The organism is Mycobacterium numidiamassiliense, assembly GCF_900157365.1.
Classification (GTDB): Bacteria; Actinomycetota; Actinomycetes; order Mycobacteriales; family Mycobacteriaceae; genus Mycobacterium; species Mycobacterium numidiamassiliense.
Map to the genome: position 1 here is coordinate 839,170 of NZ_FUEZ01000003.1, position 24,246 is coordinate 863,415.

Below are 24,246 nucleotides of genomic sequence, written 5' to 3' on the forward strand. Positions count from 1 at the left end.
CAGGTAGGACCGGGACGGAATTCGGTTAGAGCTGTTCGGTTTCGGCGTAGTCGGCGTCGTCGTAGGCGCCCTCGGTGGACCAGGTGCCGGTGGCGACGTCGTAGCCCGCGACCTCGGACGGGTCGAAGCTCGGCGGGCTGTCCTTGAGCGACAGACCCAGCTGGTGGAGCTTGACCTTGACCTCGTCGATCGACTTCTGGCCGAAGTTGCGGATGTCGAGCAGGTCGGACTCGGTGCGGCTGACCAGCTCGCCGACGGTGTGCACACCCTCGCGCTTGAGGCAGTTGTAGGACCGCACGGTCAGATCCAGATCGTCGATCGGCAGTGCGAACGACGCGATGTGGTCGGCCTCGGCGGGCGACGGCCCGATCTCGATGCCTTCGGCCTCGACGTTGAGTTCGCGTGCCAGACCGAACAATTCGACCAGGGTCTTGCCGGCCGATGCCAGCGCGTCGCGCGGGCCGATCGAGCTCTTGGTCTCCACGTCCAGGATCAGCTTGTCGAAGTCGGTGCGCTGCTCGACACGGGTCGCGTCCACCTTGTAGGTGACCTTCAGCACCGGCGAGTAGATGGAATCGACTGGGATACGGCCGATTTCGGCACCCGAGGCCCGGTTCTGCACGGCAGGCACGTAGCCACGGCCGCGCTCGACGACCAGCTCGACCTCGAGCTTGCCCTTGTCGTTCAGCGTCGCGATGTGCATGCCGGGGTTGTGCACGGTGACACCGGCCGGCGGCACGATGTCGCCCGCGGTGACCTCGCCCGGACCCTGCTTGCGCAGGTACATGGTGACCGGCTCGTCCTCTTCGGACGACACGACCAGACCCTTGAGGTTCAAGATGATCGCGGTGACATCTTCTTTGACGCCGGGCACGGTGGTGAACTCGTGCAGCACGCCATCGATGCGAATGCTGGTGACGGCCGCGCCGGGGATCGACGACAGCAGCGTGCGCCGCAGCGAATTACCCAGGGTGTAACCGAATCCGGGCTCCAGCGGTTCGATGACGAACTGGGACCGGCTGTCGGTAAGGATTTCCTCGGACAGTGTGGGTCGCTGAGAGATCAGCATGGTGTTTCTCTATCTCCTTCTCGGCACCCGCTATTTGATGCCGTTAAGTGTTCCGTTCCGGCGGATGCCGGCCCGGAAGTCTTTACTTCGAGTAGTACTCGACGATCAGCTGCTCGGTGAGCGGCACGTCGATCTGCGCTCGCTCGGGCAGTTGGTGGATCAGGATGCGCTGCCGCTCCCCGACCACCTGAATCCAGCCCGGCAGCGGGCGGTCGCCCGACGTCTCGCGCGCGATCTGGAACGGCACCGTGTTCAGCGAGCCGTCCCGCACGTCGATGATGTCGTACTGCGACACCCGGTAGCTGGGGACATCGACGTGCACGCCGTTGACGCTGAAGTGCCCGTGGCTGACCAACTGGCGAGCCATCCGGCGGGTGCGTGCCAACCCAGCGCGGTACACGACATTGTCGAGCCGGCTTTCCAGGATGCGCAGCAGCTCCTCACCGGTCTTGCCGGGTTGGCGCACTGCCTCTTCGTAGTAGCGGCGGAACTGCTTTTCCATGACGCCGTAGGTGAAGCGGGCCTTCTGCTTCTCCTGCAGCTGCATCAGGTATTCGCTCTCCTTGATCCGCGCGCGGCCGTGCTGGCCGGGCGGGTAAGGGCGCTTTTCGAAAGCCTGGTCGCCACCGACGAGGTCGGTGCGCAGCCGACGCGACTTGCGCGTCATGGGTCCGGTGTAACGAGCCATTTCTTCCTACCTAGACCCTTCTGCGCTTGGGCGGACGGCAGCCGTTGTGCGGCTGCGGGGTGACGTCAGAGATCGCGCCGACCTCCAGGCCTGCGGCCTGCAGCGACCGGATCGCGGTCTCGCGGCCCGAGCCCGGGCCCTTCACGAACACGTCGACCTTGCGCACGCCGTGCTCCTGGGCCTTGCGTGCGGCGTTCTCGGCAGCCAGCTGCGCGGCGAACGGCGTCGACTTGCGCGAGCCCTTGAAGCCGACGTGACCCGACGACGCCCAGGCGATGACGTTGCCCTGCGGGTCGGTGATCGTCACGATCGTGTTGTTGAACGTGCTCTTGATGTGCGCGGCACCGTGCGGGATGTTCTTCTTTTCCCGGCGACGGGTCTTCTGCCCCTTCTTGGGGGCAGCGGATGCTGCCTTCTTGGCGGGTGGCATGAGTTACCTGGCCTTCTTCTTGCCTGCGATGGTGCGCTTGGGGCCCTTGCGGGTACGCGCGTTGGTCTTTGTGCGCTGGCCACGCACCGGCAGGCCGCGGCGGTGCCGCAGGCCCTGGTAGCAGCCGATCTCGATCTTGCGGCGGATGTCGGCCTGCACCTCACGGCGCAGGTCACCCTCGATCTTGAGGTTGGCTTCGATGTAATCGCGCAGGTGGGTCAGCTGGTCGTCGGTCAGGTCCTTGGTGCGCAGGTCCTTGTCGATGCCCGTAGCTGCCAGGATCTCGTTGGAACGGGTGCGTCCGACCCCGAAGATGTACGTGAGCGCGATCTCCATGCGCTTATCGCGCGGCAGATCGACGCCTACTAGTCGTGCCATAGGTGGCGTTTCCTCTTATCTCATGCGGAGGTCTTTTCCCAGTCCGTTCCCGGCGTATTGCCGGGGCCCGGCCTCCGTCCGGGCGTGGATGAACGGCCTATCCGCTCATTGGTGCTGGGAGGTCTGCATTCAGTTGTGTCGAACCGACCGGGACTGTTAGCCCTGGCGCTGCTTGTGGCGTGGATCGGAGCAGATCACCATGACCCGCCCATGCCGACGGATCACCCTGCACTTGTCGCAGATTGGCTTGACGCTCGGGTTCACCTTCACGGCTGTCTCGATCCTGTTCTGTCTACTCGTAGGTTTATGGTTCGGGCTTGTCGTTACTTATAGCGGTACACAATGCGGCCCCGGGACAGGTCGTAGGGAGACAACTCCACCACCACCCGGTCCTCGGGCAGGATGCGGATGTAGTGCTGCCGCATCTTGCCGCTGATGTGGGCAAGCACCTTGTGGCCGTTCTCCAGCTCAATGCGGAACATCGCATTGGGCAGGGGCTCGACCACGCGGCCCTCGACCTCGATGGCGCCGTCCTTCTTGGCCATGCTTCTCGTCAAATCCTCGTCGTTTAGTTTCGATCCCAATCGCGCCCGGATCGGCGCACCATTCACACCGACCTTGAAACGTGAGCCGGTGACAGGAAATTCCTAGGGACAGGGCACGCGAAAGCCGGCGCGGATAACGCACCGTTGGTCAACGATACCTGGTCGGAGGGCCCTGGCCAAAATCGCTTGCAGAGGAACCGAGGCCGCCACCTCGACCCACCATACGGCTTCTGACAAGCGCATACTTGACGCCGATGACACGTCCCGATGCGCAGTCGCGCAAACCCGTGATGATGACCGTTGACGACGATCCCGCGGTGTCGCGCGCGGTGGCCCGGGACCTGCGGCGCCACTACGGCGAGGACCACCGCATCGTGCGCGCGGAATCGGGTCCCGAGGCCCTGGAGACCCTCAAGCAGCTCAAGCTGCGGGGCGAAGCGGTCGCGACCCTGATCGCCGACTACCGGATGCCGCAGATGACGGGCATCGAGTTCCTCGAGCAGGCGATGGACCTCTATCCGGCGGCGCGGCGGGTCCTGCTGACGGCCTACGCCGACACCCACGCCGCGATCGACGCGATCAACGTCGTCGACCTCGATCACTACCTGCTCAAGCCGTGGGATCCGCCGGAGGAAAAGCTCTACCCCGTCGTCGATGCGCTGCTGGAAGCCTGGCGGGCGGCGCCCCAGCACGCCATCCCGCACACCAAGGTGATCGGGCACCGCTGGTCGGCGCGGTCCTGGCAGGTCCGCGACTTCCTGGCCCGCAACGGCCTCTACTACACCTGGTTCATGGCCGACGAGCCGGCCGGTGAGCAGCTGCTGCAGGCCGCGGGCGAGGACGGCAGACGGCTACCGATCGTCATCACCGAGCAGGGCGATCCCCTGATCGAACCCACCGACGCCCAGCTGGCCGACAAGCTGGGCCTGGCCAGCACGCCGTCGCAGGAGTTCTACGACCTGATCGTCATCGGTGGCGGCCCCGCGGGCCTGGCCGCCGCCGTCTACGGCGCCTCCGAGGGGCTGCGCACGGTGCTCATCGAGCGCACCGCGACCGGCGGGCAGGCCGGCCAGAGCTCACGGATCGAGAACTACCTGGGCTTTCCCGACGGGGTGTCGGGCGGGCAGCTGGCCGAGCGTGCGCGCAGGCAGGCCGAGAAGTTCGGCGCCGAGCTGATCACGGCCCGCGCGGCGACCGCGCTGGAAATCAACGGATCCAAGCGCACCATACGGTTCGCCGACGGCGGCTCCATCGACGCGCACGCGGTCATCTTGGCCACCGGTGTCGCCTACCGAAACCTCGAAGCCGACGGGTGTCACGAGCTGACCGGTTGCGGCGTCTATTACGGGGCCGCGGTCTCCGTCGCGTCGGACTGCAAAGACGAAGAGGTCTACGTGGTCGGCGGGGCCAATTCGGCCGGCCAGGCCGCGATGTATCTGTCCCGCGAAGCCAACTCGGTGACCATCGTCGTGCGGGGTCCCTCGCTGGAAGCGTCGATGTCGTACTACCTGATCCAGCAGATCGAGCAGAACCCGAAGATCACCGTGCGTACCTGCACCGAAGTGCGGCGGGCGACCGGAGATGGGCACCTGGAGAAGCTGACCCTGGTCAACAACCGGACCGGCGACACCGAGGAAGTGACCTGCGCCCGGATGTTCATCTTCATCGGGGCCGCACCGCGCACCGAGTGGCTGGACGGGGTGCTCGCCCGCGACGCCCACGGCTTCATCCTCACCGGGCCGGACCTGCGCAACGTGTGCGGCTGGACGCTGGACCGCCCGCCCCACCACCTGGAGACCAGCGTACCGGGCGTGTTCGCCACCGGCGACGTTCGGTCGGAGTCGGCCAAACGCGTCGCCGCCGCCGTCGGTGAAGGATCGATGGCCGTGATGCTGGTTCACCGGTATCTGGCCGAGAGCTAGGAAGGGCCATGACCGCCACCACCCCATGTGAACCCGACGAGCTGCGCAGCCTGTTTTTGTTCGAGGCGCTCAGCGACGAGCAGCTGGCGGTGCTCTGCACGAACGGGCATATCCAGCAGTACGAACCCGGTCCGATCTGCGTCGAAGGCGAACCCGCGACGTGCTTCTACGTCCTCATCGACGGTGAGCTGATGATGTCGAAGCTCTCCGGCGGTCAGGACATCGAAACCAACCGCACCTCGCAGCGCGGCGTGTATTGCGGGGCGTGGCGCGCGTTCACCGGCGGAAACCAGAAGAGCTACGACGCGTCGGTCCACGTGACCAAGCCGTCGCGGTTCTTTGTGATGGACGCGCCGGTGTTCGCCCAGTTCATGCGCGACCAGTTCCCGATGGCCGTCCACCTGCTCGACGGCATCGCCGTCGGCACCGACCGGACGCGCCGCATCATCGACAACCGGGAGAAACTGCTGGCGCTGGGCCGGCTATCGGCCGGGCTGACCCATCAGCTGAACAATCCCGCGGCGGCCATCTCCCGGGCTGCGGCCGATTTGCGCGGCCGGGTCGCCGGCATGCGCCACAAGCTGGCGATGCTGGCCGACGGCACCATCACACCGGAGGTGTTGAGCGCCCTGGTGCGGCTGCAGGAGCGGGTCGCCGAGCAGGTCGCCAAATCGGCGTCGCTGCACCTGAGCGCGCTCGAGACCTCCGATCGCGAGGACGCCGTCGGCGACTGGCTGGACGACCACGGCATCGACGGCGGGTGGGACATCGCGCCGACGTTCGTCGAGGGTGGCATCGACACCGACTGGCTGGAGCGGATTTCCGCGGTCAGCGAAGAGCTCGCGGCGGGCTCGTTGGAGCAGGCGATCCGATGGATCGACTACACCATCGAAAGCGAGCTGCTGATAAATCAGATTCTGGAAGCGAGCAAACGGATTTCGGCCCTGGTCGCCGACGCCAAGCAGTATTCGCAGATGGACCGGGCCCCGTTCCAGGTCGCCAACGTGCACGACCTGCTGCACAGCACGCTGGTGATGTTCGCCGACCGGTTGACCAAGGACGGCAACAAGGACGCCGACAAGGACACTCCCGCCATCACCCTGGTGAAGGACTTCGACCGATCCCTTCCCGAAATCCCCTGCTATCCAGCCGATCTCAACCAAGTGTGGACGAACATCATCGACAACGCCCTCGCCGCGATGCGCGATAAAGGCGGCACGCTGACCGTGCGCACCTGCCGCTACGGCGACAACATGGCCCGCGTCGAGATCTGCGACACCGGGCCGGGAATCCCCGCGGACATCCGTGAGCACATCTTCGAGCCGTTCTTCACCACCAAACCGTTCGGCGAAGGCACCGGACTGGGGCTTGATCTGGCGTTCAACATCGTCGTCAAGAAGCATCGCGGCGACATCCGGGTCGAGTCGGTGCCCGGCGACACCCGGTTCATCGTGCTGCTGCCGCTGGAGCCGCCCGTCGTCGACGTCACCGCCGTCGACATCGACGCGGACGAGGATGCCGCCGCCGCGGAATAGCGACACCACCCGACCGGTTGGAGACGTCATGACCGACTCCGCGTCAAGCAAACCCAATCTCGGCCGGTTCGGATCGTTCGGACGGGGCGTCACGCCCCAGCAAGCCAAAGAAATTGAGTCCCTGGGCTACGGAGCCGTCTGGGTGGGCGGCTCCCCGCCCGCCGAGCTGGCCTGGGTGGAGCCCATCCTGGAGGCGACGAGCACATTGCAGGTGGCCACCGGCATCGTGAACATTTGGACGGCCGCGGCCAAGCCGGTGGCCGAGTCGTTCCACCGAATCGACAAGGCCTACCCGGGCCGCTTCCTGCTGGGTATCGGCGTCGGGCATCGCGAGGCGATCAGCGAATACCGCAAGCCGTACGACGCGCTGGTGGAGTACCTGGACCAGCTCGACGAATTGGGCGTGCCCGCCAACCGGCGCGTGGTGGCGGCGCTGGGCCCGCGGGTGCTGGAGCTTTCCGCGCAGCGCAGCGCCGGAGCGCACCCGTACCTCACCACACCCGAGCACACCGCCCGTGCCCGCGAGCTGATGAGCCCGTCGGCATTCCTGGCGCCCGAGCACAAGGTGGTGCTCACTACCGACGCCGCGCAGGCCCGCGAGGTGGGCCGCCGGGCGCTCGACATCTATTTCAACCTGGCCAATTACCGCAACAGCTGGAAGCGGCTGGGCTTCGGTGAGGACGAAGTGGTCCGACCGGGCAGCGACCGCCTGATCGACGCGGTGGTGGCCTATGGCACGGTGGACCAGATCGCCGCACGGCTGAACGAGCACGTCGCCGCCGGGGCCGACCATGTACCCGTGCAGGTCCTGACCAAAGATGAAAACCTGGTCTCGGCGCTGGCTGAACTCGCGGGGCCGCTTGGACTGAACCGCTCGTAAGCAACCGCGTAGGGGGGATCTGGATGACCGACGCAGTTTCACTCAAGCCCGACCTGGGCCGCTATGGCGCGTGGCTGGCCACTCGTTCCATCGCACCGGAGCTGGCCGCGAAGATCGAATCGCTCGGCTACCGTGCGGCCTGGGTCGGCGGATCGCCCGACGCCGAGCTGGCCTGGGTGGAGCCCGCCCTGGCGCAGACCAACTCACTGCAACTGGCCACCGGGATCGTCAACATCTGGTCGGCAGCGGCAGCGCCCGTCGCCGAATCCTTTCAGCGCATCGAAAGCGCTTATCCCGGAAGGTTTTTGCTCGGTATCGGAGTGGGCCACCCGGAACACACCCAGGAGTACGTCAAGCCGTACACCGCACTGGTCGACTACCTCGACGAGCTCGATGCCGCGCTGGTGCCGACCAGCAGGCGGGTGCTCGCGGCGCTGGGACCCAAGGTGCTGGCGCTGTCGGCCGAACGCAGTGCGGGCGCCCATCCGTATCTGACCACTCCGGAACACACCGCCAAGGCGCGCGAACAGGTGGGCAACTCGGTGTTCCTGGCGCCCGAACACAAGGTGGTGCTCACCACCGACCGCGCGAAGGCGCGCGAAGCCGGCCGCGGCGTCGTCCAGCACTACCTGGGCTTGAGTAACTACGTGAACAACTGGCTGCGGCTGGGGTTCACCGAAGACGACGTGCGCACGCCCGGCAGCGACAAGCTGATCGACGCGGTGGTCGCCTACGGCACCGCCGAAGACATCGCCAAACGATTGGACGAACACATCCAGGCCGGCGCGGACCACGTGGCGATCCAGGTGCTCGGCGGCTATGACGAAGACACGCTGTTGCCTACGCTGAGCGAACTGGCGGGTCCACTAGGGCTAACTCCCTCAAGCTGACCGCTCGGCTCGGTTAGGGTTTGACGCATGCGTCTGCTGGTCACCGGCGGCGCCGGATTCATCGGCGCCAATTTCGTCCACAGCACCGTGCGGGAGCGTCCCGACGTTTCCGTGACGGTGCTCGATGCCCTGACCTACGCGGGGCGGCGCGAATCGCTGGCCGGTGTCGACACCGCCATCCGGCTGGTCGAAGGCGACATCGCCGATGTGGACCTGGTTGCTCAGCTGGTAGCCGAGTCGGACGCGGTGGTGCATTTCGCCGCCGAAAGTCACGTGGACAACGCGCTGAACGACCCCGGGCCGTTTCTGCACACCAACGTGGTTGGGACGTACACCATCCTGGAAGCCGTGCGGCGCCGCGGCGTGCGGCTGCACCACATCTCGACCGACGAGGTCTACGGCGACCTGGAGCTCGGTGATCCGCAGCGGTTCACCGAGTCGACGCCCTACAACCCGTCGAGCCCGTACTCCGCGACCAAGGCGGCTTCCGACATGCTGGTCCGGGCCTGGGTGCGGTCCTACGGAGTGCGCGCGACCATCTCCAATTGCTCCAACAACTACGGGCCGTATCAGCACATCGAGAAGTTCATCCCCCGCCAGATCACCAACGTGCTGACCGGCCGGCGCCCCAAGCTGTATGGCAGTGGCGCCAACGTGCGCGACTGGATTCACGTCGACGATCACAACAGTGCGGTGTGGCGAATCCTGGACAAGGGCGAGATCGGGCAAACCTACTTGATCAGTGCCGAGGGCGAACGCGACAACCTGACCGTGCTGCGCACGGTGTTGAAGATGATGGGTCGCGACCCCGACGACTTCGACCACGTCACCGACCGCGTCGGACACGATTTGCGGTACGCCATCGACCCGTCGCTGCTCTACGACGAATTATGCTGGGCCCCAAAGCACACCGACTTCGACGAGGGTTTGCGCGAAACCATCGACTGGTATCGTGCCAACGAATCCTGGTGGCGTCCTTTGAAGGACGCGGCTGAGGCCCGCTACGAGGAACGTGGTCAGTGAGATGAAGGTTCGCGAACTTGCCATCCCCGGTGCCTGGGAAATCACCCCCACGGTCCATGGCGATTCCCGCGGAATGTTTTTCGAATGGCTGACCGACCGCGGCTTCAGCTCCTTTGCGGGCCATCGGCTCGACGTGCGGCAAGCCAACTGCTCGGTGTCGTCGGCCGGGGTGCTGCGTGGCCTGCACTTCGCTCAGGTACCGCCGAGCCAGGCCAAGTATGTGACCTGCGTGCGAGGTGCGGTCTTCGATGTCGTTGTCGACATTCGGTTGGGCTCACCAACATTCGGCCAGTGGGACTCCGTCCTGCTCGACGACTCCGACCGCCGTACGATCTACATCTCCGAAGGCTTGGGTCACGGATTTCTTGCGCTGCAAGATAATTCGACGGTGATGTACCTCTGCTCAGCGGAATACGACCCGCAGCGCGAACACACCATCTGCGCGACGGACCCGGCACTGGCCATCGAGTGGCCGCTGGTCGACGGCGCCGCGCCCAGCTTGTCAGACCGCGACGCGGCGGCCCCCAGCTTCGACGAAGTACGCGCGTCGGGCCTGCTGCCCACGTGGGAGGAGTCCCAGGCCTTCGTCAACGGGCTCAGCGCGAACAAAGGAGATATCGGTTGAACCGTGAGCTGTTGATCGCCGTCGCCGCTGCCACCGCGATCGCGAGTGTGGCGGGCTGCTCGAGCGGCACCAAAACACCCGCGCCTACGTCGTCCAGTTCGGCAGCGCCGTCAAGTGCAAGCGGCAGCCCGGGCGCCGCCACCCCGCCGGCCGCACCGGCACCGGCCACCCCGCCGGCGAAGGTTACGCTCGACGGCCAGCAGATGCCCGTCACAGATCCGGTGGACTGCAATTCGAAAGACGGCAAGTTCTCCATCGCCATCGGACAGCCATTCATTGGGGTCATCGCCGCTCTTGAGCAAGACGCTTCGGTTGTCCATCTCGTCGGGCTTGGCGACGTCAATGGCCTGAACTACAACTTCAATGAGGGCGTGCCGGGCGAGAACGCCAGCGCAACGAAGAACGGCAACACCTACCACATCACCGGGGTTGCCAACGGCACCGACAACATGGGAAAGAAGCAGGCCCAAAAGCCCTTCACGATCGACGTGACCTGCCCCTAGAGCCGCGGCGCCGGCCCTGCGCGCTCGCACAAACCGCCCGTCCGACGTGTGCTCTGACGCTACGATGGCCCGACAGCGCGGCGCGTCGACGACAGGCAGGGGGCCGATGAAACTCGGGCAGGTATTCGATCCGCGCAACAACGCGCTGAACGCATGGCGATTGGCGCTGGCGGCCGAGGTAATCCTCTGGCATTCGTTCCCGCTTACCGGCCGCAACATATCGTTCGCGCCGGCGCACCAGCTCATTGGCGAAGCCGGGGTGGACGCGTTCTTTGCGATCTCGGGATTTCTCATCACCGCGAGTTGGCTTCGCCATCCGCGACTGCGACAATATTGCACCGCTCGAGCTCTGCGCATCCTGCCTGGGTTCTACATCTGCCTGATCGTCACCGCGTTTGTCATGGCCCCCATCGGTGTGGCGATTCAGGGTGGCCAAGCGTCCAAGCTGATACTTTCGGGCCCGTCGGCCCAGTTCGTCTTGAAGAACATCGCGGTGATGATCTTGCAGCCCGACATCGGCGGAACGCCCCAAGGGGTTCCGTTTCCCGGCTACTGGAATGGTTCGCTGTGGACCCTGATCTGGGAAGTGTTCTGCTACATCCTCGTTGCCGGTCTCGGCGTCGTCGGACTTCTCCGCCGCCAATGGCTTCTTCCCATCTTGATGGTGCTGGCGGTGTACTGGGCGGCGCAATTGCCACCTCCCAGCCCCGAGACGATCACACCCGCGCAGGCCGCTTCACGCTTCGCCATCATGTTTCTGGCGGGAGCGCTGGCGCATCAGTTCATCAATGTGATCCCCGCTCGATGGTCACTCGTCGCGGTGAGCGTGGTCATCGTGGCAGCGTCCGGCCTGCTGCCGGATTACCGCATTGTCGGTGCCATTCCACTGGCATACGCCGTCATCGTGTCGGGTGCCCTGGTCCACCACAAGCGGTTGACGTTGCGGAATGACCTGTCCTACGGCGCATACATTTACGCGTTTCCGACTCAGCAGCTGCTGGTGATCTGCGGGCTTGCCCACCTGAATCCGTTTGTGTTCTTTCCCCTTTCAGCGTTGGCCACCCTGCCGTTGGCGGCACTGAGCTGGTTTTTGATCGAGAAGCACGCCATGTCGCTGAAAGCCCGTTTCGTCCGGAAGGCTGCAGCAACACCGGAGCCGGTGACGACCGCCAACCCGGCGGAAGACGATCGTGATGCTTCTGGAGTCGGCTGAGCCGGCGTGGCCGGCGTCTGTGTTCCGCGGTAAGCCAGCACATTCGGCCGAAGTCTGTTCGTGAGGGTTCACCGAAGTTAGGATGGCGCGACAGCGCAGTCTGAACGACAGGTGGCCGTCGATGAAACTCGGAGACGTGTTCGATCCGCGCAACAACGCGCTGAATGCCTGGCGGTTGGCCCTGGCGGCCGAGGTGATTCTGTGGCACTCCTTCCCGCTCACCGGCCGTTCCGTGTCGTACGAACCGGTCCGCCAGCTTCTTTTCTCCCTCGGAGTCGACGGGTTTTTTGCGGTCTCCGGATTCCTCGTCACCGCAAGCTGGATTCGCCATCCACGCGTCCGTGACTACTCCGCGGCTCGGGCCCTGCGCATCTTCCCCGGCTTCTACGCCTGCCTGGTGGTGACCGCGTTTGTCATCGCTCCGCTCAGCGTGGCGATTCAGGGTGGCTCGGCTACCAAGCTGCTGTCATCCAAGGCGCCTTTCGAGTACGTCCTGATGAACAGTGCGCTGCTGATACTCAAGCCCGACGTTGGCGGAACACCGACCGGCGTTCCCTCTCCGGGCGCCTGGAACATCTCTCTGTGGACCCTGATATGGGAGATGTTCTGCTACATCGCTGTTGCGGGTTTCGGCCTCGCCGGACTCCTCACTCGGCGCTGGTTTCTTCCCACGTTGATGGTGCTGGCGGCGGTTTCGGCGGCGCTGTTACCGCCCATGACATTCCCCGGGGCATGGACGATCCAGCAGGCTGTCGCGCGCTTCGCCATGATGTTCGTCGCTGGTGCCCTGCTGAACCAGTTCCGCGACGTGATTCCGGCTCGCTGGTCACTCGTTGCGGTGAGCCTGGCCATCGTGGCTGGGGCCAGCCTGATGCCCGACTACCGCGTCATCGGGGCCATTCCGCTGGCGTACGCCATCATCGTGTCGGGTTCGCTGGTCCACAACAAGCGCTTGAGGTTGCGGACCGATCTGTCCTACGGCGTATACATCTACGCATTCCCGACGCAGCAGTTGCTGATCGTTTGCGGGGTCGGCGCTTTGACACCGCTTGCGTTCTTTCCCGTTGCGACGATCGCCACCCTGCCGCTGGCCGCATTGAGCTGGTTCCTGGTGGAGAAGCCCGCCCTGTCTTTGAAGGCTCGTCTCCTGCGAAAACCGTCGGCAGCAACACAGCCGGCGGCGATCGAAGGGTCGTCGGAGTCGTCTGATCCGAAGATCATCATCATGGCGCCGGGACTGGCTGACCCGAAGGATGATCGGGACGCTTCCGGAGTTAGCTGACCCCACTGCCGTCCGGCTTCCGGGCATCACTTGCTAGCGTGCCTTTTTGCCTCCGCCATGAAAACGCTTCGTGAACGCGCACCAACGCTAGGAGGGCGCGGCGGGGCCGACAGACAGGGTCAGATGAAACTCGGACACGCGTTCGACCCCCGAAACAACGCACTGAACGCCTGGCGATTGGTGCTGGCAACGGGAGTCATCCTGTGGCATTCCTTCCCGCTGACCGGGCGCCACGTGCCCTTCGCGGCGGGCTACCAATTCCTCAGCCAGGTGTTCGTCGACGGGTTCTTCGCGATCTCGGGATTCCTCATCACCTCGAGTTGGCTCAAGAACCCACGGCTGCGTGACTACTTCGTGGCCCGTGGGCTTCGGATCTTTCCCGGGCTGTGGGTCTGCGTGGCGGTCACCGCGTTTGTCATCGCTCCGATCAGCGTCGCGGTTCAGGGCGGTTCGGTCAGCCATCTGCTGACGTCCGGCAAGCCGATCCAGTATGTGCTGAACAACGCCCTATTGAACGTTCTCTACTCGGGTATCGACGGAACACCACGCGGCGTCCCGTTTCCTGGCGCGTGGAACGGTTCGATCTGGACCCTCATCCCTGAGTTGCTCTGCTACATCGCCGTTGCCGGTTTCGGCGTCGCCGGCCTGCTGCGTCGCCGGTGGCTTCTTCCCACCCTGATGGTGCTGATGCTGGCCTGCTCGGTGTTGGTCACGCCGTGGCATGGCTTCACCCAACTGTGGACTCCCGCTGCGATCGGTGCGCGCTTTGCGGTGATGTTTCTGGCTGGAGCGCTACTGCATCAGTACCAACACGTGATTCCGGCTCGGTGGTCGCTGGTCGCGGTGAGCGCGGTCATCGTGCTGGCCGCCAACTGGTCGCCGAATTACCGTGTGTTCGCGGCCATTCCGCTGGCATATGCCATCCTGGTGTCGGGTGCCCTCCTCCACGACAAGCGGCTCAGATTGCGCACCGATCTGTCCTACGGCGTCTACATCTACGCGTTTCCGATGCAGCAGTTGCTGATCGTGTGTGGGCTGGGCGTTCTGCATCCGTTGGTGTTCTTTCCCGTTGCGGCACTAGCCACCCTGCCGCTGGCCGCGCTGAGCTGGTTCCTGGTCGAGAAGCATGCGATCGCGCTGAAGTCTCGTCTCATACGACGGCCCTCGTTTGATACGTCTGGCGTTGGCGACTAGGCCTGCCCACAGCAGCACGGTCAGCATTTCAGCGCCTACGCTGAGCGCCGCATACGGCGAAGGTTGCCAACCTGTTTCGGAAAAGCCGAAGATTCCGACGGTCCTCGACGCGACAAAGGCGACCAGGGAACCGCCGGCGATCGCGGCGGCCGCCCAGCGAAGCCAGTCGGGACCGCCCAGCGCGATCAGCAGCGCCAACGCGAACGAGGCACTGGCCTGAATCAGGAAGGAAGTGCCGATACTCGGGATGTGTTGGTAGCCGTGGATATACAGATAGGCATGGCTGCCGGCGCTGACGATCAGCGACACGGCGAACCCGGCCCGTACCAAGATGTTCGTCAAAGTCATTGCAGCCTCTGTTCTTTCAATGCCAGCGCGGCCTGGCCTTTGGTGTAGCTGACCTCGCGGATGCCGAGCGCGTCGTGGAGCTTGCCAGCCGGCAGGGTGACCGGCTTGGGCGCGGGCCCGTCGCCGGGATGGGGCAGCGGGTAGGCGGTGGTCGTCCCGCTGTAGAAGGAGACGTTGCCTTCGGTCTTGGAAAACAGTTGGTGCACATGCCCGTTGATACACGTGACGGACGCGAACCGACGCAGGTAGCCAAGGGCTTCGACGGCGTCGTCGGTGCCCCAGCCCCAGTCCGGATACATCGCGAACAACGGGATGTGGCTGAAGACGATGATGGGGGTATCGCTGGACAGCCCCGCCACGTCCTTCTTGACGAACTCGAGCTGGTCGACGCCGAGATGTCCGAGCTTGTGCAGGTTCAGCGTATTCACCAGGGCGATCACGTGCACCCCGGCGATGTCGAAGCTGTACCACCCGTCACCAACGGACCCGGCGCCGAAGACCTTTCGGTACTTCTGCCCGCCGTCGTCGACCGAGTCGTGCTCACCAGGCACGGTGAACACGTGTGGCGTCTTCAATCCGGTCATCATCTGCTTGACCTGATCGAATTGTTCGGGGGTGGACAGGTGGGTGAGGTCGCCGGTGTGGATGACGAAATCCGGTGTGTAGCCCAAGTTGTTGATCTGATCGATCGCATGGCTGAACGTGCCGGAGACGTCCGGGTTGGGGGCGCCGGTGAAGCCGATGTGGCTGTCGCTGACCTGAGCGAAGCGCAGCGTGGGCCGGCCGACAGCCTTGTTGGCCGCCGCGGCGTCGGCGACATGTGAAATGACCTCGCCGCCGGCCACGGCGAATCCGACCGCCGCGCCGAACCAGGCCGTGTGCCGGATCAGCTGCCGGCGACTCATCCCGCCGGGCTCATTGTTCATGAGCGCCACTCCTCATCACTTCGTTCTGCATTGTCGCTGGCGCTATTCATCCCGTCACCACCACGGTGCCGTGCATCATCGGGTGAATCGAGCAGACATAGTCGAATGTCCCTGCGGCGGAAAAGGTGTGCGAGAAGGTGGCCCCGGTCCCCATTCCGGGCGAGTGGAATGAACCGTCGTTCGCCACCACCGTGTGGGGTTCCTCGTCGCGGTTGGTCCAGGTGACCGTGCTGCCGGCGCTGACGGTCACCGTGGCGGGGGCGAACGCGAAGCCGTCGATGGTGATGAGGTTGCCGCTCACCGGTGCCGCAGTTGCGGTCCCCGACGGCGTCGTGGTGTCGGGCCCGAAGGTTACCGAGGGATGTGTTGCCGAGGGCCGCGGACTCGAACACCCCGCGAGCCCGAGCGCACCCGCGGCCAACAACGCAACTAGAGATCGTCGAAGCATGGCGATAGTCATGCCAAGAGATAGCGGGGTGGGTTACACGTCCTAGGCCGGCTGGTCGGGGCGCGGCGGGGCGAACACCTCGATTACGCCGTTGACCTCTCGAACCATCAAGCTGGGCAACGGCTTCGGTGCGATCGGCAATTGATGCGTGATCACCTCGCCGGTGGGCGCGAACGAAGTCGAGTGGCACGGGCACCGCAACCTGTCGTCGGGTGCGTCAAACCACAGCCGGCAGCCTTGATGGGTACACACCCCGGACACGGCCTGGGGTTTGCCGTCGATGCGGCGGACGAATCCGCTGACCGACCCCAGGTCGAAGGGATGCATCAGACCGTCCGGGACCTGCGAGCTCGCCGCGACACGCTGCCAGCTGCCCTCGTTGGGCTTAAGCTCCCCTGCGACCGCCGGCGCGTCGGTCTGACTTCCCGTCACCGCTCTATCGATGGACACCGCGGTGACGGCGGCCGCCGCTGCTGCCGAGGTGCCGACGATGACCTGGCGGCGGGTGGCGTTGGGCGCTGCCACCGGCTTTCGCGGTGCGCCGCCCATTTGTTCGGCTAGACGCCGGTGCAGGTCGTCGAGAAATTCTTCGCGCGGGGCTTCGGCCCCCTGCCCGGCGGCGCGCAGCTCGATCGCGGTGCGGATCTGTGCGGCCTCGAAATCGTCGGGCGCAAACGCCTTGGGGCGGCGACCCCGGAGCAGATCGTCGACGTAGCGGCGCAATCCTCGCGCGTTCATGACTGGCCCCCATCGTTGACCTGCGCCGCCAATCGCAGCGCGCGATGCTGTAGCACCTTGGCGTTGGCGACGCTTATCCCAAGTTCGGCAGCCGACTCCTTGATCGAATTACCTTGCAGGAAACGCAATTCCAGTATTTGTCGATAGCGGTCGGGCAGAGTGTCGAGGACGTGGGCGACACGCTGGGGCGCGGTGCTGATCGCTTCCTCGCTCTCCGGTGGTTGTTCGATGTCGTCGTCGATCGAGGTTATCTCCCGGCCCAAGGTCTCGCGCCAATGCGCGGCCAGCACTGTTCGTGCCGTGGCCCGAAGGTATGCCCGCACCTCGCCCACGCTCGCCGTCAGGCGCAGCGGGCGCAGCGCGGCGAGGAAGACCTCGGCGGTGAGATCTTCGGCGTCTGCCTGATTGCCGACGCGCGCGAACAGCGTGCGGTATACCCAGGCAGCGTTATCCTCATACACCGCTTCCCAGTCGGTGTAGCCGTGCTCATCTCCACTGTTAGGCACCGCGCGCAGGGGTCGCGGGTTGCCGGGTTCGTTGCGTGCGATCACGTGCCTCCCTCGCCGATTAATAGGAGCCGGGGTTACACGTGGCGTCAGGGTGCGGCGAGGAAGGCTTCATCGGGCATCATCTCGTCGAGTTTTGCGGCAGTTGCCGCGAGCGCTTTTTTGGTGATGCCCAGTATCCGTTCTTGCACCCGGGGTTTCGCCGATACCGGCGCCAGCAGATGGCTGAAGACATCCAGACGCACCGAGGACAGCCACGCCGTCAGCTCGGGGTCGTCGAGAAAGCGCAGCTGATTGCGGTAGTCGGCCAGCGCAAGGCGCAACCAGTCCACGTCGGTGTCGGGGTGCGGCAACGGCACACAGAGCCGATTCTTCGCCGCGTCGTCCGGGTACGCCGTTTCGACGTGGGCGATCAGGGCGGCGCTGAAGATCTGCTGGCACCCCCGCACGCTTTGCAGCGTGATGCGTTCGCCATCGAAAATGCTTGTAGCGGGCAACTTTTCGGCACCATCGGCGGTGCAGTCGACAAACAGCGCGGTGCCGTGGATCGCCACCGCACCGCCGTCGAGGACCATCTGGTCGGCTTCGATACCCAGCAAGTGGCCCATGCGCACCACGTCGCTGATGCGGCGCAGCTGCTCGAGTTCGAGGCGGGTGACCGTCGCGCAGCGGTACATGGTGGGGCGGATCGCCGGATTGATCCGCAGCAGGGCACCGGCTTCTTCCAGGCGCGCGAACAGATCGTCGACCGACTGCGCGTCCCTGACGGCCCGCAGTTGTGCGGCAAAGGTGGCTCTGACGCGGTCGGCGAACACCGCTCCCGGCTGAATCGTTGCGCGATCCAGCAGCCAGGAGTCGCGGGGCACGACCCAGGTCAGCCGGTCCGGGGAGACTCCGTGGCCCAGCAGCCACAGGCAGGTGTCGATGCCGGTCTTGCCGGCCCCGACAATGACGTAGCGGTCGGGTGCGGCCGCGCGTGGCAGGTCGTTGGGTGTGATGCAGCCGATGCCGGGCGCGACCCGGTAGGGCGGCGGGCGCATCGAAGGAACCGTCACCCGCATGTAGGTGGCGTCGACGACGCGGCGCGCCGTCACGGTGTACTCGGTGCCCGCCAGCGTGGCGAAGCGGCCCGCACCCACGTATTCGCTCATCGGGAAATAGCTGACCCGCCCGGTCGGCAGCAGCCGCTGACGCATGACGCGGTCGTAGTAGGCGCAGACCTCCGCGCCGGTCGCCAACTCGTAGAGCCCCACGTTGTAGCCGACTTGGTCGATCGCGTCGCTGCCCAGGCTCAGCGAGTTGACGCCGTAGAAGGCGGAGGGCTGATGCAGCCGGACGAAGGGGTAGGCGGTGGTCCAGTGGCCGCCGGGCTGGTGATTGCGGTCGACCAGCACCACGCTCGCCGGTGTCTCGGACACCAGCGTGTCGACGAACGCCATTCCCATGGCACCCGCGCCGACGACCAGGTAGTCGGCCTCGATGCTGTGCATACCGGCTACAGGCTAATCCTCGACGAGCGCGAAGAAACTCGGCCGTAAAAAGCGGCGAAGTACCGACGAGATCGGTGCGTTCGCCGAGTTGTCGAGCCCGTTATAGTATGCGCTTTGGTATGCGGCGGCCCCGATGCGTGGATCGCTATCGGTTGGTGCGTGATCAGCGCATATGACTTTGTCCGGAGGCACCGTGGCGTGGGCCCGGCAGTCGTGGCAGCAACCCGACCAGTACCTGTGGTTGTCGGAATACCTTGCGGGGCGTGGACTTCAACCGTTCGCCCGGTCGATGATCGCGTCGATCACCGGCGTGTTCGCCGTGGTGCCGATCCTGATGCTGTGGAGCCCGTCGGGACCGCACGGGCGGGTGGGGACCATCGGCGCTATCACGATCACCGTGCTGTGCGCGGCGATGGCGACGCTGTGGCTGATCCGTTGGCCTACCCACACCCAATCAGAGTTGTTCGTCCTGGGCTGCAATCTTGGTGTGACAATCGCCTGCGTGGTCGCGGGCACTCCGGTCACCGGACTGTTCGCCTGCACGACGTTCGCTCCGGTGGCCGGGTACGTGGCGCTGTTTCACTCCAGCCGACTGCTGCTGCTGACCATGCTCAACGCCACCTTCACGATGGTGTTTTCGGCGGTGCGAGTGGGGCTGGCGGGCGACCCCGCGCTGGCGTCCGGTCATGCGCTCGGCGTGGCGATCGCGGTGCTTGCGGTCCCGTTCGCCGGCCACGTGCTGCTGCGCCTGCTGACGCTCGACGCCATGATGTCGCACACCGATCCGCTTACCGGGTTGCATAACCGGCGTGGCTTCTACCGCTCGGCGGTGGCCGCGATTCCGGGCGGCGCCGACCGGCCCGTGCCGTTCGCCGTGGTCATGCTCGATCTGGACGGCTTCAAGAAGCTCAACGACGAACACGGCCACGCGGTTGGGGATCAGATCCTGATCTCGGTGGCCGACAACCTGCGCCGGGCCAGCCGAGTCAACTCGGTTGTCGCACGCGTTGGCGGCGAGGAGTTCCTGATCGCCGAGGTGGGCGACGCCGCTAGTGTCCGCGAGACCGCCGAGAAGATGCTCGCGGCCGTTGCCGCGACCCCCTGGACGGTGACCGCCAGCATCGGTGTTGCCGGCATGCACCTGACAAGAGGCGACGAGCAATACGCCCGGCCGATGATCGAACTCCTGGTCGCCGCCGCCGATGCCGCGATGTACGAGGCGAAACGGGCCGGGGGCAACCAGATCCGCTACCGGGGCGCACCGGAGCCAACCTGCGAATCCGACACCACCGCCTACGTGATGCCGCCGTTGCGACCTACCGCCAGTTGACATCGGGCCCCCGCGATTGGGGCCATCGGCTGCCGCGACACCCACCTTGCGAACGTCGCGACCCGGTTACTAGGATATGCAAGTAACCAAGCCGCTCATTTTTCGCGCCCTCGAGGACCCCCATGACCACACAGATCCCGCACTTCATCGACGGGAAGCGCACCACCGGCCAGTCCAGCCGTACCGCGGACGTCTTCAACCCCAGCACCGGTGAGGTGCAGGCGAAGGTCGCGATGGCCTCGTCGGCCGACGTCGACGCGGCGGTGGCCTCGGCCGTCGAGGCGCAAAAGGGCTGGGCCGCGTGGAATCCGCAGCGCCGCGCCCGCGTGTTGATGCGATTCATCGAGCTGGTCAACGACAACAGCGACGAGCTGGCCGAGCTGCTGTCGATCGAGCACGGCAAGACCGTGCCCGACGCGCGCGGCGACATCCAACGCGGCATCGAGGTGATCGAGTTCTGCCTCGGCATCCCGCATCTGCTCAAGGGTGAGTACAGCGAGGGCGCCGGCCCGGGCATCGACGTCTACTCGCTGCGGCAGCCGCTAGGTGTGGTCGCAGGCATCACCCCGTTCAACTTCCCGGCGATGATCCCGCTGTGGAAGGCCGGGCCCGCGCTGGCCTGTGGAAATGCGTTCGTGCTGAAGCCAAGTGAGCGCGACCCGTCCGTTCCGGTGCGGCTGGCCGAACTCTTCCTCGAGGCCGGTCTGCCGCCGGGCGTTTTCCAGGTCGTGCACGGCGACAAGGAAGCCGTCGACGCGATCCTGCACCACCCCGACATCCAGGCCGTCGGTTTCGTCGGCAGCTCCGACATCGCCCAGTACATCTATGAGACGGCCGCGGCCCACGGCAAACGGTCGCAGTGCTTCGGCGGCGCCAAAAACCACATGATCGTGATGCCCGACGCGGATCTCGACCAGGCCGTCGACGCGCTGATCGGGGCCGGGTACGGCAGCGCCGGCGAGCGCTGCATGGCGATCAGCGTCGCGGTACCCGTCGGTGAGCAAACCGCGGACCGGTTGCGCGCCAGGCTGATTGAGCGGATCAACAACCTGCGAGTGGGACACAGCCTGGACCCCAAGGCCGACTACGGCCCCTTGGTCACCGAGGCCGCCGTGGCCCGGGTGCGCAACTACATCGATCAGGGTGTCGCGGCGGGCGCCGAGATCGTGATCGACGGCCGCGAGCGCCGCAGCGATGACCTGGCCTACGGCGACGCGAGCCTGGAGGGCGGCTTCTTCATCGGGCCGACCCTGTTCGATCATGTGACCACCGACATGTCGATCTACACCGACGAGATATTCGGGCCGGTGTTGTGCATCGTGCGGGCACACGACTACGAAGAGGCGTTGCGGCTGCCTTCCGAGCACGAATACGGCAACGGCGTAGCGGTTTTCACCCGCGACGGCGACGCCGCCCGCGACTTCGTGTCGCGGGTGCAGGTCGGCATGGTCGGCGTCAACGTGCCGATCCCGGTCCCGGTGGCCTATCACACCTTCGGCGGCTGGAAGCGGTCCGGCTTCGGCGACCTCAACCAGCACGGTCCGTCGTCGATCATGTTCTACACCAAGACCAAGACCGTGACGTCGCGGTGGCCGTCCGGCATCAAAGAGGGCGCCGAATTCGTCATCCCGACGATGGATTAGGTCGGCGGCTTAATGGAATTGTTTGCCCTGAACGACGACGAACGGGTCATCACCGAGACGGCAGCCGCCTTCGCGGCCAAACGGATAGCCCCGTATGCGCTGGAATGGGAAGCGGCCCACCACTTTCCGACCGACGTGTTGCGCGAGGCCGCCGAACTCGGCATGGCGGCGATCTATTGCCGCGACGACGTCGGCGGCAGCGGGCTGCGCCGGCTGGACGGGGTCCGGATTTTTGAACAGTTGGCCATTGCCGACCCCACGACCGCCGCATTCCTGTCCATCCACAACATGTGCGCATGGATGATCGACACCTTCGGCACCGACGAACAACGCAAGGCCTGGATTCCGCGGCTGGCGCCGATGGATGTCATCGCCAGCTACTGCCTGACCGAGCCGAACGCCGGATCCGACGCGGGCGCCTTGAGCACCCGCGCGGTCAAGCACGGCTCGGACTACGTCCTGGATGGGGTCAAGCAGTTCATCTCCGGTGCGGGAGCCTCCGACGTCTACGTGGTGATGGCGCGCACCGGTGGTGACGGCCCCCGCGGCATCTCGGCGTTCATCGTCGAAAAGGGCACGCAGGGTCTGAGTTTCGGTGTGCCCGAGGAGAAGATGGGCTGGCATGCCCAACCCACCGCGCAGGTGATCCTGGAGGGCGTGCGGGTGCCCGCCGACGCGATGCTGGGCGGCGCGGACGGCGAAGGCGCCGGCTTTGGCATCGCGATGAAGGGCCTCAACGGCGGTCGGCTCAACATCGCGGCGTGCTCGCTCGGCGGCGCGCAGTCCGCCTTCGACAAGGCCGGATCCTACGTGCGGGAGCGCCACGCATTCGGCTCGTCGCTGCTCGACGAGCCGACCATCCGGTTCACGCTGGCCGACATGGCCACCGGGCTGGAAACCTCGCGAATGATGTTGTGGCGCGCGGCGAGTGCCCTGGACGCCGACCACCCCGACAAGGTCGAGCTGTGCGCGATGGCCAAACGCTACGTCACCGACACCTGCTTCGACGTGGCCGATAAGGCCCTGCAGTTGCACGGCGGCTACGGCTATCTGCGCGAGTATGGTCTGGAAAAGATCGTCCGCGACCTGCGGGTGCATCGAATTCTGGAAGGCACCAACGAAATCATGCGGGTGGTCATCGGCCGCGCCGAGGCCGCGCGGCTCAGGGCTGCTCAAGCCAGCGTGTAGAAAGGGCTCACAGATGACCCAGATTGCGTTCCTGGGATTGGGCAACATGGGCGGCCCCATGTCGGCGAACCTGGTCACCGCCGGCCACAGCGTGCGCGGGTTCGACCCGGTGCCCGCCGCGGTGGCGGCCGCGGAGTCCAGCGGCATCGAGGTTTTCGACACGGCCCCCGATGCCGTCGCCAAGGCCGATGTGGTCATCACGATGCTGCCGAACGGCGACATCGTCAGACGCTGCTACGCCGAGGTGTTGCCTGCCGCGATCGCGGGTGCGCTGTTCATCGACAGCTCGACGATCTCGGTCGACGACGCCCGCGAGGTGCACGCGCTGGCGCAGTCGCATGGTGTTTCGCAGCTGGACGCCCCGGTCTCCGGCGGGGTGAAGGGCGCGGTGGCAGGGACACTCGCGTTCATGGTCGGCGGCGACGACGACGCGGTGGAGCGCGCACGGCCGGTGCTAGAACCTATGGCGGGCAAGATCATTCACTGTGGCGCGGCGGGGGCCGGGCAAGCCGCCAAGGTGTGCAACAACATGGTGCTCGCGGTCCAGCAGATCGCGGTCGGTGAGGCGTTCGTGCTCGCCGAAAAACTCGGGCTGTCGGCGCAGTCGCTGTTCGACGTCATTACCGGGGCGACCGGCAATTGCTGGGCGGTACACACCAATTGCCCTGTGCCGGGCCCGGTTCCGACGTCGCCGGCCAACAACGACTTCAAGCCGGGCTTTGCGACCGCGCTGATGAACAAGGACCTCGGCCTGGCGATGGATGCGGTGAACTCGACCGGCTCGTCCGCACCGCTGGGCACGCATGCCGCCGAGATCTACGCCAAGTTCGCCGCCGAGCACGGCGCCTTGGACTTCAGCGCGGTGATCGAGGCGCTGCGCGGCTGAACGGGGGCCGATGCAGTTGGCATCCGGAGCGTTTGCATATTTTGCCGGAGCCCTCAGAAGTCGCCGGCGTTGCGCCGCAAGGTGTCAATGGACGACACCAAGGCCCGCGCTTCGCCCGCGCCCATCCCGATATCGGCGAATACCTGCTCGTTGAGGGTCACGGTGGCGTCCTCGACGGTGGACCGGCCGAGGTCGGTGATCTGCACCAGCGTCGTACGTCCATCGGTGGGGTGCGGCACCCGCTGAACGAGGCCGTCGGCCTCCAGCCGCCGAATCGCGTGCGTGACGCTGGTGACGTGCACCTGCAGCCGGTCGGAGGCCTTGGTGATCGGCAACGCACCGCTGCGGCTGAACGCCAGCAGCCGCAGCAACTCGAAGCGGGAAAAACTCAAGTCGTAGGGGCGTAGCGCGGTCTCGACTCGGCCCAGCAGGATCTGATGTGCCCGCATCACCGACGTCACCGCGACCATGCCCTGCGATACATCGCCCCACCCGGCACGCTCCCAATTGGTCCGCGCCGCGGCGATCGGGTCGGGTTTTCCAGAGGCAGCCACGCCCTTTTCATA

At 65.6% G+C, this 24,246-nt stretch carries 27 protein-coding genes; 14 read left to right on the top strand and 13 right to left on the bottom strand.

The window, feature by feature from the left end; translation table 11 throughout:
• Positions 1–25: 25 nt before the first annotated feature.
• The 6 genes from MNAB215_RS03755 to infA all read right to left on the bottom strand — a co-directional run bounded on the left by MNAB215_RS03755 (position 26) and on the right by infA (position 3,110).
• Positions 26–1,069, bottom strand: coding sequence for a DNA-directed RNA polymerase subunit alpha (locus tag MNAB215_RS03755; protein WP_077077513.1), 1,044 nt, complete (start codon positions 1,067–1,069; stop codon positions 26–28).
• 82 nt (positions 1,070–1,151) lie between these two features.
• On the bottom strand, positions 1,152–1,757 hold the full coding sequence (gene rpsD, locus MNAB215_RS03760) for a 30S ribosomal protein S4 (protein ID WP_077077514.1): 606 nt from the start codon (positions 1,755–1,757) through the stop codon (positions 1,152–1,154).
• Between the two features lie 10 nt (positions 1,758–1,767).
• The gene (gene rpsK / locus MNAB215_RS03765) at positions 1,768–2,187 is read right to left on the bottom strand and encodes a 30S ribosomal protein S11 (protein WP_077077515.1); all 420 of its coding nucleotides are present in this window, start codon (positions 2,185–2,187) and stop codon (positions 1,768–1,770) included.
• Positions 2,188–2,190: 3 nt separating this feature from the next.
• Entirely contained in the window at positions 2,191–2,565 is a 375-nt protein-coding gene (rpsM, locus tag MNAB215_RS03770; RefSeq protein ID WP_077077516.1) for a 30S ribosomal protein S13, read from the bottom strand.
• Between the two features lie 156 nt (positions 2,566–2,721).
• Positions 2,722–2,835, bottom strand: a complete 114-nt coding sequence (gene rpmJ, locus MNAB215_RS03775; RefSeq protein WP_003879483.1) for a 50S ribosomal protein L36 — start codon at positions 2,833–2,835, stop codon at positions 2,722–2,724.
• 53 nt (positions 2,836–2,888) lie between these two features.
• Positions 2,889–3,110 (bottom strand): translation initiation factor IF-1, encoded by a 222-nt coding sequence (gene infA / locus MNAB215_RS03780; protein ID WP_003418601.1) that lies wholly within the window; start codon positions 3,108–3,110, stop codon positions 2,889–2,891.
• Between the two features lie 254 nt (positions 3,111–3,364).
• Here infA and MNAB215_RS03785 point away from each other — a divergent pair, with 254 nt between their 5' ends.
• The 10 genes from MNAB215_RS03785 (at position 3,365) to MNAB215_RS03830 (ending at position 14,177) form a co-directional block, all read left to right on the top strand.
• Positions 3,365–5,032, top strand: coding sequence for an NAD(P)/FAD-dependent oxidoreductase (locus MNAB215_RS03785; protein ID WP_077077517.1), 1,668 nt, complete (start codon positions 3,365–3,367; stop codon positions 5,030–5,032).
• Between the two features lie 8 nt (positions 5,033–5,040).
• Positions 5,041–6,567, top strand: a complete 1,527-nt coding sequence (locus MNAB215_RS03790; protein ID WP_077077518.1) for an ATP-binding protein — start codon at positions 5,041–5,043, stop codon at positions 6,565–6,567.
• Positions 6,568–6,595: 28 nt separating this feature from the next.
• A complete protein-coding gene (locus MNAB215_RS03795; RefSeq protein WP_077078394.1) occupies positions 6,596–7,447 on the top strand; it encodes an LLM class F420-dependent oxidoreductase in 852 nt (283 codons plus the stop codon).
• Positions 7,448–7,470: 23 nt separating this feature from the next.
• The gene (locus MNAB215_RS03800) at positions 7,471–8,337 is read left to right on the top strand and encodes an LLM class F420-dependent oxidoreductase (RefSeq protein WP_077077519.1); all 867 of its coding nucleotides are present in this window, start codon (positions 7,471–7,473) and stop codon (positions 8,335–8,337) included.
• Positions 8,338–8,364: 27 nt separating this feature from the next.
• Positions 8,365–9,360, top strand: coding sequence for a dTDP-glucose 4,6-dehydratase (rfbB, locus tag MNAB215_RS03805; RefSeq protein ID WP_077077520.1), 996 nt, complete (start codon positions 8,365–8,367; stop codon positions 9,358–9,360).
• 1 nt (position 9,361) lies between these two features.
• Positions 9,362–9,985, top strand: a complete 624-nt coding sequence (gene rfbC, locus MNAB215_RS03810; RefSeq protein WP_077078395.1) for a dTDP-4-dehydrorhamnose 3,5-epimerase — start codon at positions 9,362–9,364, stop codon at positions 9,983–9,985.
• On the top strand, positions 9,982–10,488 hold the full coding sequence (locus MNAB215_RS03815; RefSeq protein WP_077077521.1) for a lipoprotein LpqH: 507 nt from the start codon (positions 9,982–9,984) through the stop codon (positions 10,486–10,488). The genes rfbC and MNAB215_RS03815 overlap by 4 nt, the downstream gene beginning before the upstream one ends.
• A gap of 106 nt (positions 10,489–10,594) precedes the next feature.
• Positions 10,595–11,701 (top strand): acyltransferase family protein, encoded by a 1,107-nt coding sequence (locus MNAB215_RS03820; RefSeq protein ID WP_077077522.1) that lies wholly within the window; start codon positions 10,595–10,597, stop codon positions 11,699–11,701.
• 121 nt (positions 11,702–11,822) lie between these two features.
• Positions 11,823–12,983, top strand: a complete 1,161-nt coding sequence (locus MNAB215_RS03825) for an acyltransferase family protein (protein ID WP_077078396.1) — start codon at positions 11,823–11,825, stop codon at positions 12,981–12,983.
• Between the two features lie 123 nt (positions 12,984–13,106).
• Entirely contained in the window at positions 13,107–14,177 is a 1,071-nt protein-coding gene (locus tag MNAB215_RS03830) for an acyltransferase family protein (protein ID WP_077077523.1), read from the top strand.
• Here the strand turns inward: MNAB215_RS03830 and MNAB215_RS03835 are convergent.
• The 6 genes from MNAB215_RS03835 to MNAB215_RS03860 are packed head-to-tail and all read right to left on the bottom strand — an operon-like array spanning position 14,061 to position 18,633.
• The gene (locus MNAB215_RS03835) at positions 14,061–14,525 is read right to left on the bottom strand and encodes a hypothetical protein (RefSeq protein ID WP_245830123.1); all 465 of its coding nucleotides are present in this window, start codon (positions 14,523–14,525) and stop codon (positions 14,061–14,063) included. The two genes, MNAB215_RS03830 and MNAB215_RS03835, sit on opposite strands and share 117 nt — an antisense overlap.
• Positions 14,522–15,451: a metallophosphoesterase family protein gene (locus MNAB215_RS03840; protein WP_077077525.1), complete on the bottom strand. Its 930-nt coding sequence runs from the start codon at positions 15,449–15,451 to the stop codon at positions 14,522–14,524. Before MNAB215_RS03840 ends, MNAB215_RS03835 begins: the two co-directional genes overlap by 4 nt.
• A 46-nt stretch (positions 15,452–15,497) precedes the next feature.
• Positions 15,498–15,899, bottom strand: coding sequence for a cupredoxin domain-containing protein (locus tag MNAB215_RS03845; protein WP_425436391.1), 402 nt, complete (start codon positions 15,897–15,899; stop codon positions 15,498–15,500).
• Positions 15,900–15,941: 42 nt separating this feature from the next.
• The gene (locus MNAB215_RS03850; protein WP_077077527.1) at positions 15,942–16,637 is read right to left on the bottom strand and encodes a Rieske (2Fe-2S) protein; all 696 of its coding nucleotides are present in this window, start codon (positions 16,635–16,637) and stop codon (positions 15,942–15,944) included.
• Positions 16,634–17,188: an RNA polymerase sigma factor gene (locus MNAB215_RS03855; protein WP_077077528.1), complete on the bottom strand. Its 555-nt coding sequence runs from the start codon at positions 17,186–17,188 to the stop codon at positions 16,634–16,636. The genes MNAB215_RS03850 and MNAB215_RS03855 overlap by 4 nt, the downstream gene beginning before the upstream one ends.
• A gap of 44 nt (positions 17,189–17,232) precedes the next feature.
• Positions 17,233–18,633 (bottom strand): NAD(P)-binding protein, encoded by a 1,401-nt coding sequence (locus MNAB215_RS03860; protein WP_077077529.1) that lies wholly within the window; start codon positions 18,631–18,633, stop codon positions 17,233–17,235.
• A gap of 172 nt (positions 18,634–18,805) precedes the next feature.
• Between MNAB215_RS03860 and MNAB215_RS03865 the strand changes: the two genes are divergently transcribed.
• The 4 genes from MNAB215_RS03865 to mmsB all read left to right on the top strand — a co-directional run bounded on the left by MNAB215_RS03865 (position 18,806) and on the right by mmsB (position 23,680).
• Positions 18,806–19,963, top strand: a complete 1,158-nt coding sequence (locus tag MNAB215_RS03865; protein ID WP_077077530.1) for a GGDEF domain-containing protein — start codon at positions 18,806–18,808, stop codon at positions 19,961–19,963.
• Positions 19,964–20,085: 122 nt separating this feature from the next.
• Positions 20,086–21,606, top strand: coding sequence for a CoA-acylating methylmalonate-semialdehyde dehydrogenase (locus MNAB215_RS03870; RefSeq protein WP_077077531.1), 1,521 nt, complete (start codon positions 20,086–20,088; stop codon positions 21,604–21,606).
• 18 nt (positions 21,607–21,624) lie between these two features.
• The gene (locus tag MNAB215_RS03875) at positions 21,625–22,794 is read left to right on the top strand and encodes an acyl-CoA dehydrogenase family protein (RefSeq protein ID WP_077078397.1); all 1,170 of its coding nucleotides are present in this window, start codon (positions 21,625–21,627) and stop codon (positions 22,792–22,794) included.
• A gap of 13 nt (positions 22,795–22,807) precedes the next feature.
• A complete protein-coding gene (mmsB, locus tag MNAB215_RS03880; protein ID WP_077077532.1) occupies positions 22,808–23,680 on the top strand; it encodes a 3-hydroxyisobutyrate dehydrogenase in 873 nt (290 codons plus the stop codon).
• A gap of 53 nt (positions 23,681–23,733) precedes the next feature.
• On the opposite strand, the gene MNAB215_RS03885 is transcribed toward mmsB, so the two are convergent.
• The gene (locus MNAB215_RS03885) at positions 23,734–24,234 is read right to left on the bottom strand and encodes a MarR family transcriptional regulator (protein ID WP_077078398.1); all 501 of its coding nucleotides are present in this window, start codon (positions 24,232–24,234) and stop codon (positions 23,734–23,736) included.
• Positions 24,235–24,246: the final 12 nt, after the last annotated feature.

What these genes read in the sequence shown, in the direction of transcription:
- MNAB215_RS03755 (WP_077077513.1), bottom strand. Translation starts at nt 1,069, where the DNA reads ATGCTGATCTCTCAGCGACCCACACTGTCCGAGGAAATCCTTACCGAC.
- rpsD (WP_077077514.1), bottom strand. Translation starts at nt 1,757, where the DNA reads ATGGCTCGTTACACCGGACCCATGACGCGCAAGTCGCGTCGGCTGCGC.
- rpsK (WP_077077515.1), bottom strand. Translation starts at nt 2,187, where the DNA reads ATGCCACCCGCCAAGAAGGCAGCATCCGCTGCCCCCAAGAAGGGGCAG.
- rpsM (WP_077077516.1), bottom strand. Translation starts at nt 2,565, where the DNA reads ATGGCACGACTAGTAGGCGTCGATCTGCCGCGCGATAAGCGCATGGAG.
- infA (WP_003418601.1), bottom strand. Translation starts at nt 3,110, where the DNA reads ATGGCCAAGAAGGACGGCGCCATCGAGGTCGAGGGCCGCGTGGTCGAG.
- MNAB215_RS03785 (WP_077077517.1), top strand. Translation starts at nt 3,365, where the DNA reads ATGACACGTCCCGATGCGCAGTCGCGCAAACCCGTGATGATGACCGTT.
- MNAB215_RS03790 (WP_077077518.1), top strand. Translation starts at nt 5,041, where the DNA reads ATGACCGCCACCACCCCATGTGAACCCGACGAGCTGCGCAGCCTGTTT.
- MNAB215_RS03795 (WP_077078394.1), top strand. Translation starts at nt 6,596, where the DNA reads ATGACCGACTCCGCGTCAAGCAAACCCAATCTCGGCCGGTTCGGATCG.
- MNAB215_RS03800 (WP_077077519.1), top strand. Translation starts at nt 7,471, where the DNA reads ATGACCGACGCAGTTTCACTCAAGCCCGACCTGGGCCGCTATGGCGCG.
- rfbB (WP_077077520.1), top strand. Translation starts at nt 8,365, where the DNA reads ATGCGTCTGCTGGTCACCGGCGGCGCCGGATTCATCGGCGCCAATTTC.
- rfbC (WP_077078395.1), top strand. Translation starts at nt 9,362, where the DNA reads ATGAAGGTTCGCGAACTTGCCATCCCCGGTGCCTGGGAAATCACCCCC.
- MNAB215_RS03820 (WP_077077522.1), top strand. Translation starts at nt 10,595, where the DNA reads ATGAAACTCGGGCAGGTATTCGATCCGCGCAACAACGCGCTGAACGCA.
- MNAB215_RS03825 (WP_077078396.1), top strand. Translation starts at nt 11,823, where the DNA reads ATGAAACTCGGAGACGTGTTCGATCCGCGCAACAACGCGCTGAATGCC.
- MNAB215_RS03830 (WP_077077523.1), top strand. Translation starts at nt 13,107, where the DNA reads ATGAAACTCGGACACGCGTTCGACCCCCGAAACAACGCACTGAACGCC.
- MNAB215_RS03835 (WP_245830123.1), bottom strand. Translation starts at nt 14,525, where the DNA reads ATGACTTTGACGAACATCTTGGTACGGGCCGGGTTCGCCGTGTCGCTG.
- MNAB215_RS03840 (WP_077077525.1), bottom strand. Translation starts at nt 15,451, where the DNA reads ATGAACAATGAGCCCGGCGGGATGAGTCGCCGGCAGCTGATCCGGCAC.
- MNAB215_RS03845 (WP_425436391.1), bottom strand. Translation starts at nt 15,899, where the DNA reads ATGCTTCGACGATCTCTAGTTGCGTTGTTGGCCGCGGGTGCGCTCGGG.
- MNAB215_RS03850 (WP_077077527.1), bottom strand. Translation starts at nt 16,637, where the DNA reads ATGAACGCGCGAGGATTGCGCCGCTACGTCGACGATCTGCTCCGGGGT.
- MNAB215_RS03860 (WP_077077529.1), bottom strand. Translation starts at nt 18,633, where the DNA reads ATGCACAGCATCGAGGCCGACTACCTGGTCGTCGGCGCGGGTGCCATG.
- MNAB215_RS03865 (WP_077077530.1), top strand. Translation starts at nt 18,806, where the DNA reads ATGACTTTGTCCGGAGGCACCGTGGCGTGGGCCCGGCAGTCGTGGCAG.
- MNAB215_RS03870 (WP_077077531.1), top strand. Translation starts at nt 20,086, where the DNA reads ATGACCACACAGATCCCGCACTTCATCGACGGGAAGCGCACCACCGGC.
- mmsB (WP_077077532.1), top strand. Translation starts at nt 22,808, where the DNA reads ATGACCCAGATTGCGTTCCTGGGATTGGGCAACATGGGCGGCCCCATG.